The 16,602-nt window shown below is 41.3% G+C and carries 15 protein-coding genes, 1 other RNA gene and 1 riboswitch; of the genes, 3 read left to right on the forward strand and 13 right to left on the reverse strand.

Going from position 1 to position 16,602, the window contains the following annotated elements; translation table 11 throughout:
- Positions 1–31: 31 nt before the first annotated feature.
- A riboswitch (purine riboswitch) is annotated at positions 32–133 on the reverse strand.
- A gap of 263 nt (positions 134–396) precedes the next feature.
- From FZC78_RS05120 to FZC78_RS05130, 3 genes are read left to right on the forward strand one after another with little or no spacing between them, the layout of a single operon-like run.
- Positions 397–546: a cytochrome c oxidase subunit 2A gene (locus FZC78_RS05120; protein ID WP_148938557.1), complete on the forward strand. Its 150-nt coding sequence runs from the start codon at positions 397–399 to the stop codon at positions 544–546.
- 18 nt (positions 547–564) lie between these two features.
- On the forward strand, positions 565–1,044 hold the full coding sequence (locus FZC78_RS05125) for a cytochrome c oxidase subunit II (RefSeq protein WP_148938558.1): 480 nt from the start codon (positions 565–567) through the stop codon (positions 1,042–1,044).
- Position 1,045: 1 nt separating this feature from the next.
- Positions 1,046–2,686 carry a b(o/a)3-type cytochrome-c oxidase subunit 1 gene (locus tag FZC78_RS05130; protein ID WP_148938559.1) on the forward strand — a complete coding sequence of 547 codons (1,641 nt, stop codon included), beginning with the start codon at positions 1,046–1,048 and terminating at the stop codon, positions 2,684–2,686.
- Positions 2,687–3,321: 635 nt separating this feature from the next.
- On the opposite strand, the gene FZC78_RS05135 is transcribed toward FZC78_RS05130, so the two are convergent.
- The 13 genes from FZC78_RS05135 to FZC78_RS05190 all read right to left on the reverse strand — a co-directional run bounded on the left by FZC78_RS05135 (position 3,322) and on the right by FZC78_RS05190 (position 16,570).
- Positions 3,322–4,836, reverse strand: a complete 1,515-nt coding sequence (locus FZC78_RS05135; protein WP_148938560.1) for a carboxypeptidase M32 — start codon at positions 4,834–4,836, stop codon at positions 3,322–3,324.
- A 250-nt stretch (positions 4,837–5,086) separates the two neighbouring features.
- A complete protein-coding gene (locus tag FZC78_RS05140; RefSeq protein ID WP_148938561.1) occupies positions 5,087–6,991 on the reverse strand; it encodes an ATP-dependent DNA helicase in 1,905 nt (634 codons plus the stop codon).
- Positions 6,992–7,236: 245 nt separating this feature from the next.
- Positions 7,237–7,422, reverse strand: a complete 186-nt coding sequence (locus FZC78_RS05145; RefSeq protein ID WP_148938562.1) for a hypothetical protein — start codon at positions 7,420–7,422, stop codon at positions 7,237–7,239.
- Between the two features lie 117 nt (positions 7,423–7,539).
- Positions 7,540–8,277 (reverse strand): AAA family ATPase, encoded by a 738-nt coding sequence (locus tag FZC78_RS05150; RefSeq protein ID WP_148938563.1) that lies wholly within the window; start codon positions 8,275–8,277, stop codon positions 7,540–7,542.
- Between the two features lie 25 nt (positions 8,278–8,302).
- The gene (locus FZC78_RS23490; RefSeq protein ID WP_187444810.1) at positions 8,303–8,470 is read right to left on the reverse strand and encodes a hypothetical protein; all 168 of its coding nucleotides are present in this window, start codon (positions 8,468–8,470) and stop codon (positions 8,303–8,305) included.
- Between the two features lie 624 nt (positions 8,471–9,094).
- Positions 9,095–10,042: an IS3 family transposase gene (locus tag FZC78_RS05155; RefSeq protein WP_148938564.1), complete on the reverse strand. Its 948-nt coding sequence runs from the start codon at positions 10,040–10,042 to the stop codon at positions 9,095–9,097.
- Positions 10,039–10,359, reverse strand: a complete 321-nt coding sequence (locus FZC78_RS05160) for a transposase (RefSeq protein WP_148938565.1) — start codon at positions 10,357–10,359, stop codon at positions 10,039–10,041. Before FZC78_RS05160 ends, FZC78_RS05155 begins: the two co-directional genes overlap by 4 nt.
- A 686-nt stretch (positions 10,360–11,045) precedes the next feature.
- Positions 11,046–12,182, reverse strand: coding sequence for a THUMP domain-containing class I SAM-dependent RNA methyltransferase (locus FZC78_RS05165; RefSeq protein ID WP_148938566.1), 1,137 nt, complete (start codon positions 12,180–12,182; stop codon positions 11,046–11,048).
- Positions 12,183–12,469: 287 nt separating this feature from the next.
- An RNA gene (gene rnpB, locus FZC78_RS05170) (RNase P RNA component class B) lies at positions 12,470–12,854 on the reverse strand.
- A 72-nt stretch (positions 12,855–12,926) separates the two neighbouring features.
- A complete protein-coding gene (gene gpsB, locus FZC78_RS05175) occupies positions 12,927–13,235 on the reverse strand; it encodes a cell division regulator GpsB (protein WP_113929416.1) in 309 nt (102 codons plus the stop codon).
- 71 nt (positions 13,236–13,306) lie between these two features.
- Positions 13,307–13,864, reverse strand: a complete 558-nt coding sequence (locus FZC78_RS05180) for an SLOG family protein (protein ID WP_148938567.1) — start codon at positions 13,862–13,864, stop codon at positions 13,307–13,309.
- A 617-nt stretch (positions 13,865–14,481) separates the two neighbouring features.
- Positions 14,482–14,778, reverse strand: coding sequence for a CotD family spore coat protein (locus FZC78_RS05185; protein ID WP_148938568.1), 297 nt, complete (start codon positions 14,776–14,778; stop codon positions 14,482–14,484).
- Positions 14,779–15,322: 544 nt separating this feature from the next.
- Entirely contained in the window at positions 15,323–16,570 is a 1,248-nt protein-coding gene (locus FZC78_RS05190) for a ribonuclease H-like domain-containing protein (protein ID WP_148938569.1), read from the reverse strand.
- Between the last annotated feature and the right edge of the window lie 32 nt (positions 16,571–16,602).

Below are 16,602 nucleotides of genomic sequence, written 5' to 3' on the forward strand. Positions count from 1 at the left end.
TTTATAAAACCAAAGAAAACAGAAAGAACTCTTCCGTCCATTGCTCACTCATAGTCGAATAATTTACGGTTATCCGGTAGAGACTTGCAGGCCATATTCCTGCGGTTATATGAGTAAGTGTTATGTAATTACTCATTAGTATATCAGGTTAGAATGGAATTTCAAGTCTTTTTAGACAAATATACGAACAATAAACAAATTTTTGTATCGTTTGTTCGCTTATTTATACTATTAGATTTGGTTTTCAAAACCTTCTTAAAACTCCTCATCCTCGTTCTTCACACTTCTTTCACAAATATTCTTATCAGGTGTGACTTATATCACAGATAGGATATAGTTTCTTCCCTATTATTAAAGTATCAAGATAGTGTTAGCTACAGGAAAGGAGTGAGCCGCATGGCAAATCCGCAGTTAAATCACAAGACGAAGGTAAAGACCGAAGATTCCTCATCTTTGAAAGGAACTTTCGCGGCCGTATTGTTACTCGGGCTGTTTCTTATCCTCAGCTGGTTTGGTGTTTTTTATATTTTCATAGATCGTTTCTAAGTGGAAGGGGAAGATTGTATGCATATGCACCGTTATGAAAAATGGTGGCTTGCTTTTGGTACTGGGTCTCTTATTATATTCTTAATCATTCTAGGTATCGGCGCTTTTCATTCAGGTCATACTCCGCCAAGCGCCAAGGCGTATATCGATCCTGAGCAGGTCGATCAAATCGCTCCATTCAGTGAGCCTGGATTAAAAAAAGTCGAGGGCAAAGACTGGGATTATGAACTGGTCGTTGTCGGTTCAGCCTTCTTTTACTTCGCCGGTGAGGAAATTGAAGTTCCTGTTGACTCAAAGGTGAAAATCATTGCGACTACAAAAGACGTAGTGCATGGATTTCAAGTGGCAGGCACTAATATTAATATGATGCTTGAGCCAGGATTCATCAGTGAATACGTAACAACTTTTGATAAAAAAGGTGAATATCTCGTTTTGTGCAATGAGTATTGCGGGACAGGTCACCATATGATGCAAACAAAGATCAAGGTGGTGGATTGACATGATGACAAAAGTTGATCGAAGGGATGGCCGTTTAGCACTTGCTCATTTATATGCAGCGTTCATTGCACTGGCTCTAGGAGGGCTTGCAGGGCTGCTGCAGGTGCTGGTCAGGTCAGGAAGCTTCACTCTTCCTGCGAATATTGGTTACTATCAAGTTTTAACCGTTCATGGAGTTCTATTGGGACTTGTACTTACGACATTTTTTATCTTAGGTTTTCAGCATGCCGCTATTTCAAGAACATCCGGCACATATCGCAGCGGTTCACGCAAAGCAGGCTGGATTGGATTCTGGGTAATGCTTGTCGGGACTGCTATGGCAGCGGTTATGATTTTATTAAATGAAGCTACTGTTCTTTACACCTTTTATGCTCCACTTCAAGCTCACTGGATTTTTTATCTTGGTTTGACTTTTGTTGTGGTGGGCAGCTGGATCGGCGGAGGTGCAATGATTGCTGAATATATCCACTGGAGAAAAAAGCATCCCGGCCAGCCTAGTCCTCTTTTGACGTTCATGGCCATCATTAATACAGTTTTATGGATTGTGGCTACCTTGGGTGTTGCAGGAACGGTGTTATTTCAACTGCTGCCATGGTCACTTGGACTAGTTTCTGAAGTCGACGTTCTGATCAGCCGGACGCTTTTCTGGTACTTCGGCCATCCGCTTGTGTATTTCTGGCTGCTTCCCGCATACATGGCTTGGTATGTGATCATCCCAAAAATCATTGGTGGAAAAATATTCTCTGATTCATTGGCACGTCTGTCTTTTATCTTATTCCTGCTCTTCTCGATTCCAGTAGGATTTCACCATCAGCTGGTGGAGCCTGGAATAGATGCAACTTGGAAGTTCCTGCAGGTTGTTTTAACCTTCATGGTTGTCATCCCATCATTGATGACTGCTTTCTCATTGTTTGCAACCTTTGAAATGTATGGAAGGTCCAAAGGGGCCACTGGATTATTCGGCTGGTTTAAAAAACTTCCTTGGGGAGATGCACGTTTTACTGTTCCATTCATCGGAATGGCGGCTTTCATCCCTGCCGGAGCCGGCGGACTGATCAATGCCTCAAACCAAATGAACCAGGTGGTCCACAATACCATTTGGGTTACAGGACACTTCCATTTGACACTTGCAACTTCTGTTGTATTGACCTTCTTCGGGATAGCCTATTGGCTCGTTCCTCATTTGACCGGACGCGTTCTTACTAAAAAAATGAACAAACTGGCAATCATCCAAGCAGTCGTATGGGCAGCAGGAATGAGCATCATGTCTGGAGCCATGCACGCTGTCGGGCTGCTAGGTGCACCAAGACGTTCTTCCTTCTCAACATATGGTGATGCCCCTCAGGCATTGGACTGGATCCCGTATCAGGTTGCACAGGCAGTCGGCGGAACCATTCTTTTCCTTGGAATCATCTTGATTCTTTATATCTTCACTAACCTGGCATTCTTTGCTCCTAAAGGTGAAGAAGAGTTCCCAATTGGAGAAACAGCCGATGAAGCAGAGAAGACCCCGATGGTGCTTGAAAATTGGAAAATCTGGCTCACTGTTCTGGCTGCTTTGATCTTGATCGCTTATACGATTCCGTTTGCCGATATGATTCAAAACGCACCGCCGGGTTCAAATGGATTTAAGTTGTGGTGAATATGGTTACAGGTCTCTTTTAATAGAGGCCTGTTTTTTTGTTGTTTTAGTTTAGTGAAATTTCTTGATTATGGTACGGTGACTCATTGTGATTTTATGATTGATTTTTTAGGCAGGGGTATTTTTCGAGGGCGTAACCCTTGCGATTACTAGGTCGGTGCACTCGTTTTCTTAGCGGGGATTATCATTTTTTCGTTTTGATGTACCTCACTTCCTTAGCGAAGTACATTATCTTCTCGATTTTGGGTTTTGATGTACCTCGCTTCTTTAGCGAAGTACATCATCTTCATGTTTTTCCCCTTTGATGTACCTCGCTTCCTTAGCGAAGTACATCGACTTCATGTTTTTCCCCTTTGATGTCCCTCGCTTCCCTAGCGAGATATATCAACTTCATGATTTGCCCCTTTGTTGTCCCTCGCTTCCTTAGCGAAGTACATCATCTTCATGTTTTTCCCCTTTGATGTCCCTCGCTTCCTTAGCGAGATCCCTTATTTTATGTATCCCGCTCCCTTTAAGAGGAGAATGTTCTACCTAATACACCTTCCCCGCGTTTTCCAATGAATTCATTATATTGCTTTACATAGCAAAAAACCGGCAGACCCATCAAAGGGACTGCCGGCTTCAACTGAAAATTATTAAGATAAGTTATAAACTCTGGAATACTTCTCAGTGAGGTAGTTTACAAGATGAGTGGCATTCAGCCCTTCTCCTGTTACCTCTGTAAGAATTTCAAGCGGCTTCTTCATTTTCCCCCATTGATGTACATTCTTTGTCATCCATTCGCGGATAGGAGCCAGGTCACCTTTTTGAAGCAGTTCATCATAATTAGGAATGTCTTTGATCATCGCTTCCTTGAATTGAGCAGCATACATATAGCCTAATGCGTAAGATGGGAAGTAGCCGAAGCTGCCCCCTGCCCAATGGACATCTTGCAGCACGCCTCTTGCATTGGTTTCTGGCCTGATTCCTAGATACTCTTCGTATTTGTCATTCCAGATCTGCGGCAGATCTTTCACTTCAATTTCATCGTTGAAAAGACCTTTCTCAATTTCGTAGCGGATCATGATGTGAAGCGGGTATGTCAGTTCATCCGCTTCAATCCTGATTAAAGAAGGCTTAGATTCATTGATAGCACGATAGAAATCTTCCAGTCCGACTTCATCAAACTGTCCTTCTCCATACTCCTTAAGCAGGGAATAGTTCTTCTCCCAGAAGGAATAGTTTCTTCCTACGAAATTCTCGTAGAATAGTGATTGAGATTCGTGGATTCCCATGGAGGTGCCGGTTGCAAGCGGAGTGCCTGTCAGGCCGCCTGAAATATTCTGTTCATACAGCGCATGGCCGCCTTCATGGATGGTACCAAAGACTGCCGTTCTCCAATCGCCTTCATCGTACTTAGTTGTCACCCTTACATCACCAGGGTTCAAGCCGATGGCGAAAGGATGGACCGTTTCGTCCAGTCTCCCGGAATTGAAATCGTATCCCATCTGTTCCAGAATCTTAAGGCTGAATTCTTTTTGCTTTCCTTTAGGGAAATGCTCAAAAATGAAGTCAGTCTCAGGCTTGCTGTCACTCTCACTGATGCGCTGGACAAGCGGAACAATTTTGTCACGCAGCTCGCCAAATACCCTATCGAGTACTTCAACCGTGACGCCCGGCTCATACATATCAAGCAGTGCATTGTATTTATTGCCCTCGTATCCCCAATACCCTATGAACTTCTTATTGATCTCAACCAATTTTTCAAGGTAAGGCTGGAAGGAATCAAAGTCATCGTTTTCTTTTGCCGCTTCCCAGGCACTTTCGGCTTTGGATTGAAGCACGACATATTCCTTATATTCATCTGCAGGTATTTTTTTATTGCGATCGTATTCTTTTTGGCACTCTTCCAGTACTTTCAGGACCATTTCCGTCAGGTCGGATTTATGTGCGGATAATTTTGCTATGTAAGCTGCCATCTCTTTGCTTGTTGACATTTCAAACACTTCTGAAGACAACAGTCCGATTACTTCTGATCGCTGTTCAATTCCATTTTTAGGCGCTCCAGTCCTTAAGTCCCAAAAAATAAGGCCCAGGGCTTCATTGTATGCTGACATTTTCTTTACATATTCTAAAAAATCTTTTTCAATTTCTTTTATCTCTGTTGACATATTACTCCCCCTAATCTCGGTTTACCATGCTATTTTATCATAGTTTTCTGATAAATTCTTCTCTGAAGACCGGTATAGCAATTGTTTTTTAAAATACATATGCCAGATTCTCCTGTAACCGCGAGAGTCTTTAGCCGCTTCCCATGTATGGAAAAACACCCCTCTTTAAAACTATGGGACAAGGTCTAGAAAAATGTTAAAAATGAAAAAGCGGGAAATACAAACAACGTATTTTCCGCTTTAAAAAGTATTAATATGGCAGTACAGACTTGACTTGAGGCAGTAGAGGCTTTTCCTCCTCCTTCAGCAAAATGGATACACTTCCCTTATCCTCGGAGGTCCTTATCAGCCTTCCGATGCCCTGCTTAAGCCGCAGCAGCATGTAAGGAAGATCCACTTCTTCAAATGGATTTTCAGCATGATTTCTCTTTGCATCAAAGACAGGATCCTTGGGCGGGAAAGGCAATGAATAAATCAGCACCTGTGACAGTGAGTCTCCAGGAATATCCAGTCCTTCCCATAGGTGGTAGGAGCAGAGAACACTGTTCCGTTCATTTTGGAACCGTTCAACAGCCAAGCTGATTTCTTCATCTCCTTCGTAGTAAACTGGATAAGGCAAATTCTTATCCTCAAGGTACCCTTTGAATATCTCCAGGTCTCTTTTGCTTGAGAATAACAAGAGGGTCTTCCCTTCATTTTCTTCTATCTTCTCCAGGCAATACTGCAGCTTTTCCTCTGGAACTCCTGAAGTTAATGCAGGAATATCGATTTTCATATTTTCCTCATAATCGAAAGGTGATTCTACCGAAAATGATTCGTACTGATCGATTCCAAGGCTGTTTGCCAAATAAGAAAAATCTTTGTTGTTCGACAACGTAGCTGATGAAAAGACAAAAGGAATCTTTTGATTGAACACTTTCTGTCTGAGTATCTCCTCTACCAGCCGGGGCATGATGACGAGCGTGTCATTCCCTTTGTTAGTTTCAAGCCAGTTAATTCCCTTATTTTCTTCCAGGAACAACTTTAATGAGTAAAGGATTTGTTCCAGGTACTCTTCGATCACTTTCAACAAATACTCGTCCATCACATACATCTCGGATTCAAACACGAGTTCTTCGGTCAATTTATCAATTAGACCTACCAATTTGCGTCCTTCCTCTTTCACACTTGCTGTCTTGTCAACATGAAGACGGAACGCATCTTCGTCTTTTTTGGCAGAGAGGTTCAAACATTGAAACCAATAGTCATTTTGATTAATAATGTCCTCAATGAGATACATAGTATTTTCCCGCATATCGCTAGCCGTCATTTTTTCAAGCAGGCTTTCGAGTGTCTCTTTTCTGATCCGGTAGGTCAATGCCTTCTGAGAAGCAAATTCAAGGAGGTGGCCTTCATCAAAAATAACGGAACTGGCTTGGGGAAGCAATGGGAGCTGGCCTTCTCTCACTCTGGATTCCTTAGTCCAAATGTGTTCCATATAAAAATCGTGTGACACGACTATCAAATCAGCCGCTTCACGGTAATAGTCCCTGTTCAATGTCTGGCCGCAGCGGTGGCGCTGCGCACAGGACATACAGTCTTGAAGGTTATCCCAGCCGACAGATTCCCATTCCGTATCACTCAATCCGCTATACTCTTTACGATCTCCATAACGGTGGTATTTCGTCATAGAAGACTTTCCATGGACGAATTCAGGCAGAGTGTTGAATATATCCATGAATTTATCCTCTTCAAGCATTTCGGACTCCAGCTTCTGCAAGCATAGATATTGTTCCCTTGACTTCGCCAATCTTACGTCCACCTCAAGGTTCAATGCCTGTTCAATTTTCTTGATATCGCCTTCTTTTTTAACAATCTGTTCGATCAGTGTTTCATCCGCGCAGGCAATGATTGCCGGTTTTCCGGTATATCGGGCATATGCCAGTGCATAGAGTAGATAAACAAGCGTTTTGCCGGTACCCACACCCGCTTCAGCGAACATTACTTTTTTGTCCTGAAATGATTTCAGCACCTGAAAAGCCATATAAATTTGTTCATCCCTCAGCTCAAAGCCTTTTTCAGGGAGAATATCATAGAATACGTCTCCTATCCAGTCACCAAGCCCCTCATAAAAAGACTGCTCCTTGGACAATGCAAATGGTAATTTACCTCTCATAGCTTCCTCCATCTTCACTCTGAAATCTATTATATATTAATGTGAAATTTCTTAATCCATAAAAGATTAATTGTATACTTTAACAAAAGAAAACGCAAGCATCCAGCGCTTGCGTTTCTGTATCAGCAATATTTGTGTCCTGCAAGTTATCATCCTTACATAGTATCTCTCTTCGTATCATACAGTATCAGAATAGAATCACAACCAGATTCCGGGAGGATTTAAAAAAGCAGTATTCTTACATCTCAAGACTGGTTGCGGGGGTTGCTGTAGAACAACTCAAAGGCAAGAGCATTCGTCAAATCTTCCTTTGCTGACAACAAACCTCCCAGCACCTCGCTGTCCATCTGAACTTTTTCGTCTTCTATTGATTCAATCGTAGACTGTAATGCTTTGGAAATTCGATTATAGTCTATTGGTGATTTTTCCACTGTGTTTCACTCCTCATTAATCTATATTGAGAAGTATACGCAGATTCTCTGTTAATTATGACTGCTCCAAAAATCACGCCTTACTTGATGATCAACAAACAGCCGAACTTCTCTCTATTATTCTTCATCCCTGAATAACTCTTTTAGAAACTGTTCTTTTCGATTGAGGAAGCCTGCTGTAATTTGATAATGTTCTGTATCTTCGTAGTTGATTTTTCCCATAGGTGCACTGTCAAAATTATAAATAGAAGCATGAGGATATCCAAGAAGAATCGGGGAGTGGGTGGCAATGATAAATTGCGCATCGCCTCTCCCTGCCAAATCATGAATGATTTTCAAGAATGCCAGTTGACGGGCAGGAGATAAAGCGGCTTCCGGTTCATCCAGTAGATAAAGGCTCTCCTCGCCGAAACGGTTAAGAAACAAAGACAGAAATGCCTCACCGTGAGACTGCTTGTGCAGAGATTTCCCTCCATACCCCTTATATCTAAAGGTTGGATCTTCTTTCGCCAGTTCATCCAGGTAGGAAGCAAAATGATAGAAACTTTCCGCTCTTAAGAAGAATCCCCGATTGATTTTTGAAAGCCACGAAAGCCTGATATATTGGCCAAGGTCTGATTGAGATGCTCCAACGGAATAGTTCGTGTTTCTGCCGCCGCTGGCATTATTAAAGCCGCATTGATCGGCAACTGCTTCAAGAAGGGTAGACTTGCCAGATCCGTTTTCCCCTACGAAAAATGTGACAGGATGCTCAAGCTCCAATGACTCAAAATGGTTGAGTGCCGGTATGGAGAAAGGGTACCGCTTGTCATTTGTTATCTTGTCCCGCATCAATGTAATCCGTTTTAAATACACTATGCGTCCACCCCCTTAAAAAACTTTATTTGTTCAGGTAAACAAAGAAAAACGAGAAGAGGAATAAAAGCAGAAAGACAAGTATTACACCCGCAAAACCCCTTCCAGAATCACCCTTGTGTTTATTTCTGTTAATGACAAAATAAGAAATGGATAAACCAATAATAAACATGACAGGGTAAAACCATTCCATTTCAAATACCTCCTTCTTTCCTAATTGCTGTTTTCGCATAGAATGTGGCTATTTTAAAACTAATGGATTTCCGATCCAGGCGCACGACTCCGCGGGGCGGGCGCCCGGCCTCCTCGGCTTCACCTGTATAAAAAAAGTGGAAGTGCCTGGGGTAGCCCCGACAGGCAAATGTTCTCAAGAGAAAAAAAGCGGTCTTCCTTTTTATCTCTTGGGGTTATTTGACCCAGAGGGGCTAGGCGCTGGAACTAGACGACCGCTAGTCCCACAGGAGGTCGCGCTCCTTCCGCTCCAATCCTCCTCCGTAAAAACGGAGATGAGGATAATAAACATTCAAAAGCAACAATGTTTTAGAAACGCTGTTTTCTCATAAATTTTCGGAAAAATCCCAAGTGCCGGATTTCCCCCCTGGAATCTGAGCTTTCCTCTTCACAGGGACGGTAGCTCTCTTCTTTCTTGCTTATCTGGTTATTTCCGTTCAATTTTTGCGATAGTTCGGTTCAACCCCCTAAGTTTGGACACGTTCTCCATATTTCTTAATGTTGCTTAATTTTTCACTTTTCTACCGCGCATTCGCTTGCTTGCCTCCTATTCTTTGAACTGGTTTCCAGTTCAAAGAATAGGAGGTTACATGGTTAACTTGAGCGGTGTAAGTTGATTGTTTTTCCACTTCTCATAATATTCATGGGGAGAATCATCTTTTAAGCTTCCGTGAAATCTTTTTTCGTTATAAAACCTAATATAATCATCTACCACTTTATATGCATGTTCAAAGGTGATGAATTCATTGGGTTGGTAACACTCTCGCTCTAATACGCTATGGAACGATTCAATATACGCATTGAGATTAGGTGATTTAGGTGGAATTCTTTCATGTTCTACCTTCATCTGTTCAGCACAAAAAGCACGAAAATGGTTACTACAAAATTGAGGGCCATTGTCCGTTCGAATGATTAACTTTGGTGTTTGGTTATCGTTTTCCTCTGGGATTTGAATGCCCCTTTTCAACATAGCTTTCTGAAGCATCTTCGTTATATGCTTGGCTTCGCAAACGGTGCCTCTGTAATGACCCACAATCGTACGATCATAGACATCGATGGCACTAGCGAGAAAAAAATAACGCCTTGATGACAATACATATCCATATTTAATATCCAGCTGCCATAATTGATTAGGGGCTGTTACTTCACGGTTCCTCGCAAGTTTTCTAGGATGCTTTTGCTTCTTTTCTCGTTGAGGCATGAGAATGTCTAACTCCTTACACAAGCGATAGACCTTCTTTTTATTAATGATTAATTGATAGATCTTCTTTAAGGATTTGGTGAGTTTTCGATAGCCATATACAGCTTCTTCTCCCCCAATTAACGCTAATAAATATTCCTTTATTTTCGTATCTTTCACTTTTTTGCCTTTCTTGGTTTGGGAGTATCCCGGTATAGGTCTTCCTCCTGTTTTTACTTGTTTTACCGGTGGATGAGAAAGTCTATGGTAATACGTACTTCGTTGTACAGAAACAATGTTTAATACACGGGTCGCAGGAAAACCTGCCAGGATCCATTCATGTGCAAACTCTATTCGTTCGGAAAGTCCGGAAACTTTTTTTTTAGCATTTCACGAAGCATAGTTACTTCAAGTTCTTTCTCGCCAAGCAGCTTCATGGCATGGTCGTACTTCTTTTGAATATCATTTTCTGAAGAGGTTTTAGATAAGGGCGAAACGCCTTCTCGCCTCATATCCTCTTCTATTTCATCACGATATTGTTTCACCCAATTAGCTAGAGTCGACTTATTCACACCTGTTTTTCGAGCGATAAAAGACATGTTTCCAGACTCTAAAGCCATACGTACATATTGTTTCTTTACACCTTCCATCGGTCCATTTCGTTTACTCATTTGGACTCCTCCTTCGATACTTCTATCTTATTATTTTTAGGATAAGGTGTCCAAATGAGTTAGGGGGCTAAATAGAGTTTTTGGAATTTATATGGAATAGCTACAAAGTTTACGAAAAGAGCCTTTCTTCCTAATAGAAATTATAAAATAGAAGGTTAGCAAGAAAGTGTCAATATGCTTTCTATTCAGTGATAACGCCCGGACATTACATTTCACAGATTCGTTTGAGTGTCTCTAAACATCATTATATTGAACAGAAAACTACATGTAAATTGCTTACAGGTTTTCTTTTGAGTTAAAAAAGGTAAAAATTAGATAAATTAACTTACATATTTTAAGGACTTCACCGGGCAGATCTCAGTCAACTAGGGTTAAAGAACGAAAATCTCTAAGTTTTTCAAAACTCATCCCCCTAAGTAGTAAAGGTTCGTTAAGTCACTTAGTTATTAAAAGGATATTTACCCATTTTTTGCTGCTTTAGGATGTCCCCGGATACTAAGAGTTTTTCTCTAATCAGGGAAGATCAGCTCTTTTCTTTTCGTTAATACTAAATTATTACTTCGTACTATGATTTTTTCGGAATGAGTATAAAATTGCAGCAAAGTTTACGAAAAATGCCTAATAAAAAGAGCCTATTACATTAAACCGCCTGCTCAGACGGTTTTTGTAATAGGCTCTATGATTAATCAGTCTTTCCTAGGTGGTCTTGGTCCCCAGTACTGGTAGTAATCGGTTCTGATGAATCCATTGAAGAGCTTTCTTTTCTTCGTTGCTTTCTTGCCGTAACACTCTTCAAATCCTTCATGAGACGTCATGATATATTTAGACCATGTATCCATCTTTTCAAATGCCTGGCCCATAGCCTTATACATTTGTTCTACTTCTTTTCTTTCACCGATTCGTTCACCATAAGGCGGATTGCCGACGATGACACCATAGCTCTTATCACTGTGGAAGTCCCTTACCTGCATCTGTTTAAACTGAATGAGTTCACCCAAACCTGCCTCAAAGGCGTTATTCTTGGAGACTTCAATCATGCGGTGATCGATGTCTGTTCCAAGGATTTCAAGCGGCTGATCGTAGTTGGCCAGGTCTTCAGCTTCCATCCTGACTTCTTCCCAAATCTTTTCGGGCATCCATGGCCACTCTTCAGATAGGAAGTCCCTGTTGAATCCCGGAGCGATATTTTGGCCGATTAACGCAGCCTCAATCGGAATGGTTCCAGATCCACAGAAGGGATCAGCAAATGGCCGGTCCGCGTTCCACGTAGTCAATTGAATCAATGCAGCGGCAAGTGTTTCTTTTAAAGGAGCTTCACCTTGGCCGATTCGATACCCTCGTTTATGAAGGCCTTGCCCGCTCGTATCCATGGTCAGAGAAACGACATCTTTATGTATAGCCACTTCCAATTTAAATAAAGATCCACTTTCCTCCAGCCAGCTGGAACGGTTGTATGCTGTTTGCAATCGTTGAACAATCGCCTTTTTTGTTATAGCTTGACAGTCGGATACACTATATAACTTTGACTTCACCGATTTTCCCTGCACAGGGAACTCAGCGTCTTCCGGAAGATAATCTTCCCACGGGAGTGCTTTTGTTTTTTCAAACAATTCGTCGAAGGAATAAGCTTTAAATTCACCAACCAGTATTTTTACACGGTCTGCGGTCCTCAGCCACATGTTTGCACGTGCAATGGCTTTTTCATCACCTTCAAAGATGACTTTGCCATTTTCTACTTCACATTCGTAACCAAGATCTCTTACCTCTTTAGCAACAAGGGCCTCAAGTCCCATTGCAGCTGTGGCAATCAATTTGAATCTCATTTTTTTCACCCTAACTTTTAAGATATAAATAACGTTATACAAACCGTCTAGTTATTGAATTTGCACATAATATGTAGGTTTCCTCTTCATCTCTAAGTGTAACCATTGAAGATGTGTTTAAGCAACAGAAACAAAGAAAACAGTGATTTTTCAAACAATGAAAGTGAAGGAAGTTTTGCAGCTTAATCAAGCCTTACCATGATCATTTTTGTATATCAACATAATAAAAGCTCTCCTCTAAGAAAAGGAGAGCACCACTTAACAATTTTATAATACCCATAATAACATTCTGTAAGCCATGTTTTGTTCCTTCGTACTGCAAACGATGGGTCATCTCGTACTCCGGCGGCAATCATCTATCTACGAAACGAATGTTTCGTCCTTCTTCTCGTTGAATTCCTCGAAGAAGATGCCCCTACCATATTTTGGGTTTCTCGCTCGCGGGGTTTACCTCGTTCCACTCTTGCAATTTCTTGCAAGACTCCGTCACTGTGGCACTTTCAAGGTATTCACACCATATCCTGAGGACTTAGGTGTTTTCCCTGCCGTCAATCTGCATCTGCAGATTGCCCTAGCTTATGAATTGGCTAGGCACGAACACTACGGGCATCTCAGCACCGTGCGAGCATGGACTTTCCTCTACAACTAACGTTGCAGCGATTACCCGAATGTTATTATTAGTATATCCAAAAAGTTATTATACAGAAGAACCGGCTATAGTACAAGCGTTAGTATTTTCCAGAATCAATCGTACAACTTGTTTCCAAATACATGCTTCTCCAGATTCGACAGTCTTTTCAGTATATCAAAGTTAGTCGTACCGGTTTGCTGCTGCTGCGGAGACGGAGTGCGGCGGTTTGATTCTTCAACCTGTTTCTTCAAGCGCAGGTTTTCTTGCTGCAAATCTTCAATTTCCTGATGAAATGTTTCATAATCTTTGATGATCAAATCAAGGAATTTATCCACGTCTTCTTGTTTATAGCCGCGCATTCCCGGTTTGAATTCCTTTTCGAGTATATCTTTTGCGGTCAATTTCACTTTATCAGATATCATATTTTCACCTCTAAATTCAACCAACATCAAGTATATTTTTTCAAAAAAAACGCTATTTGTCAATTTTTCTTTCAATCCATAGTATTTAATTGTTCCTCTTCCACTATCCATTGTAAATCCATGAAAGTAATCTGCCTTATATCCAGGTGATGATTTTCCTTGTATTCCTTTGCTGCTTTAAAGAAATACTGGGGAGATCCTTCTTTCTCTTCATCATACAGGATGACAAGAGCATCACTTTTATCCAGGAACAGCTGATCTCTGTTTTTAAACTGGGCCGGGCTGGTATACGGCTGCTTGGAAACGCTGTCCATAAAATCAGCTTGAGAAGTAATCATTTCATAAAATTCTTTATTGTTTTCATTCCAATTCTCTTCCTGATTCATGAATGGAGTCAATATGGCCAGCTTTAGATCAGGATACTCCAGCTGCAATTCAAATACTACTTCTGCGGCCCATAATTCTGTTCCGATCTGACCGCTTATCAAGACCCATTCCAGCCCTTCTTCAAGAAGGGCTAGCAGCTGCTTCTGAATCGCAGCCTTAATATACTTCAATGCTGGTTCTTCTTCTTTAAAGATACCTAATTCATATGATTTATAGCCTGTTACTGCTGCCACCAATCCCACCTGTTTACCTCCTTGCTCATGACTATGTTCTTTACACTATAATCAATTTTGTTTTCTTTGTAAAAGGCTCTTTTCGTAAACTTTGTTGCTATTTGATCATTTTCCGAAGAAATATCTATAACAAAAAGGAAAAAAAACGGCAATCACTAAAAAAAAGAGCTGCCTTCCCGATAAGAGATAAAACTCTTAGTATCCGGGGACATCCGAAAGCAGCAATATATGCGAAAACAGTCTCTTAAATACAATTCTTGTGAGAATTGTGGGGTTAGGAATGGATTCCCACTCGTGCCATGCGACTTTGCGAAACGAGTGGTTAATGCCGTCCAGCGAAGGACAGATTTGCAGTGCTTCCGTGAAGAACAGCACCTTTTTCTTTTGCCCGGGACATTTTATAGTTCCCTTGGGATTGTTTCTTTAAGGCTCTTTTTATAACTTGTGGCTATTTGAAATTGATTTGGCAGTGCCAAAATGAAGCAGAAAAATCCTATTAAGCAAGAGAGAGCTTCTCTCTTCGTTTTCAAAGAAAAAAATATCTGAAAGCAGGATTTCATGCGAAAACAGCCTTCCTAAAAAAACAAAATAAAAACCAAGGACACAAGTGTCCTTGGTTTCTAACATTATCTTCCTGGTCCAAACGGTCCCATAGGGCCGCCCATTGGTCCCATAGGTCCCATCGCGCCAGGTCCTCCTGGTCCACCAGGTCCCTGACCGCAATTGAAGTGCTGGTGGGATACACTATCCACCATCGATTGTGATTGAGGGAAATAATGCTTATGCTGGTACATTTGATTATTTACGACAGTCGTATGCTGGGGATGAACATGCGGCACTTCATACGTTGAGAAGTTATTTACTGTACAGCATTTGGTAGGATGCATAACTGTCGGAAGAACTTGATTAGGTCTGCAATGCATACTAATTTCTCCTTTCATCTTTTGTTTCTTTACATTAACAGCCTATGATGAAAGGGTAGAACATGTACTAATGCAAACACCTATTTTTAGGGATTTGGCCGGTATAACCTGCGGATTCTTTAGAAGCAATCCAGGCTTAAGACCTGCCCTTATAAGGAATCAAGCTATCCAAGCAACGTATAAGAGCCGTCTTTCATACTTGAAAAGATGAAAGCGGTTAAGCATATGACTACGAAAAAAAGAAAAACTAAAGCTCTGCTCATCAATTATCATCCTATCTCAAAATTAGAATCAACGAATTTCAACACAATTCAACATTTTACAAAAGCTCAGGAGATTCCTCAATAAGAAATTAATGGAAAACGTGACAGTTGTTTGACAACTTAATTTGCAGTGCAGCACCTTTCCAGCAGAACGATTAATAACCACAGCATGAGTCCCTCAGTTATAGCCTGACATCCATTCATCCGTGCAGGTAATGCCTGCTTTTTTCGACAAACGCTGAAAAAGTTAGCGAATGCTGCGGTTACCCGGGAAATGACCGTTATTTCGCTAATTTTCTTTCGAGTCTCTCCAGTCTTTTCTCCAAGTCATAAGATACCTTCTCATTAGATACTGCTCTTTCCTTCATTTCCTCATAAGCCTTTTCACTAAACATCAAGGCTTTGTCATACCTTTTGAACTGATGCTCTGACAGCTTGGCCAGTTCAATACAGGCTTCCAATCTTAGATCTTCCGGTCCCGTTTCCCTTACTTCGTTCCAATAGTCATATGCGGTGGAATAATTTTTCAGCCGTTTATATTGAAAAGCCAGCGTATGTTTTGCAGCCAATGACTCGGGGCCTGCTGATTCTGAAATAAGCTGTTCCAGCTTTTTCACAGCCTGCTCCTTATCTCCCAAGTAGTCAAACCATTTTCCGACCAGCAGTTTTTCATCGCTGCTTTGAGTAGAATCAATGCCCAGTATTTGAAAGCTCAGATGAACGTAAAGCACAACCAAAGACAGGATGTCCAATTCATTATGAAGGAGGACCTTAAACATTCCTTCCGGGTCTTTCCGCTCAACGAAATCAAAATAAATCATGGGAGCTAAGTAGCCGGGAACATCATCCGTTCGATGAAAATCAAGGATTTCTTTTTCCACATTGCTTAATTTGACTGAATCCATCTTTGATTTCCAAAGCCTTCTGCTTCCATGAAATAGATCAAAGTGGCCAAATGAAGGAAGTTTAGGTACATGCTCCCTGATTAACGTATGCCTGGTTTTTACCTGCGGCCAGTCAAATGCTTTGCCGTTATAAGTCACAAGGGTGTTATAGTCTACCTTTTCAAGGAAACTGTGATATAGAGGAATTTCACTTCCCGGTCGAGGAAGGATATGCTGCCTCAAGATTAGCTGGTCTCCTTTTACCTTTGCATACCCCAAAAGAAAGATGGTATTGCCTGTGCCGCCTCCAAGGCCGGTAGTTTCTGTGTCAAAGAAGAATAAATCTTCCACAGTAAGTCCTTTTGAAGATAAAGGGTGCGTTCCTTCAAACTGATTCCAGGCATCAACCGCGTCTTTTATTTGCCCCAAGCGATATTTTCCATGGTAATCGGACAACTTGTATGTCTTCTCGAGAATCAGACAATAATCTTCATCTAAATAATAGGGGTTGACTCCTTGGGAGGTCCAGGTTTCCAAGAAGGGAATCTCCGTCCTTACAACAGGCTCAAGATGTTCAACAGGCTGATCCGGCTTATCTCTCACTATATGATTTTTCATGCGATTCAGCTTGTTTTTTAGTGACATTGTATCCCTCCCTTCCGATGACCGGCTATAAT

Source organism: Rossellomorea vietnamensis, assembly GCF_008180415.1.
GTDB classification, from domain to species: Bacteria; Bacillota; Bacilli; order Bacillales; family Bacillaceae_B; genus Rossellomorea; species Rossellomorea vietnamensis_C.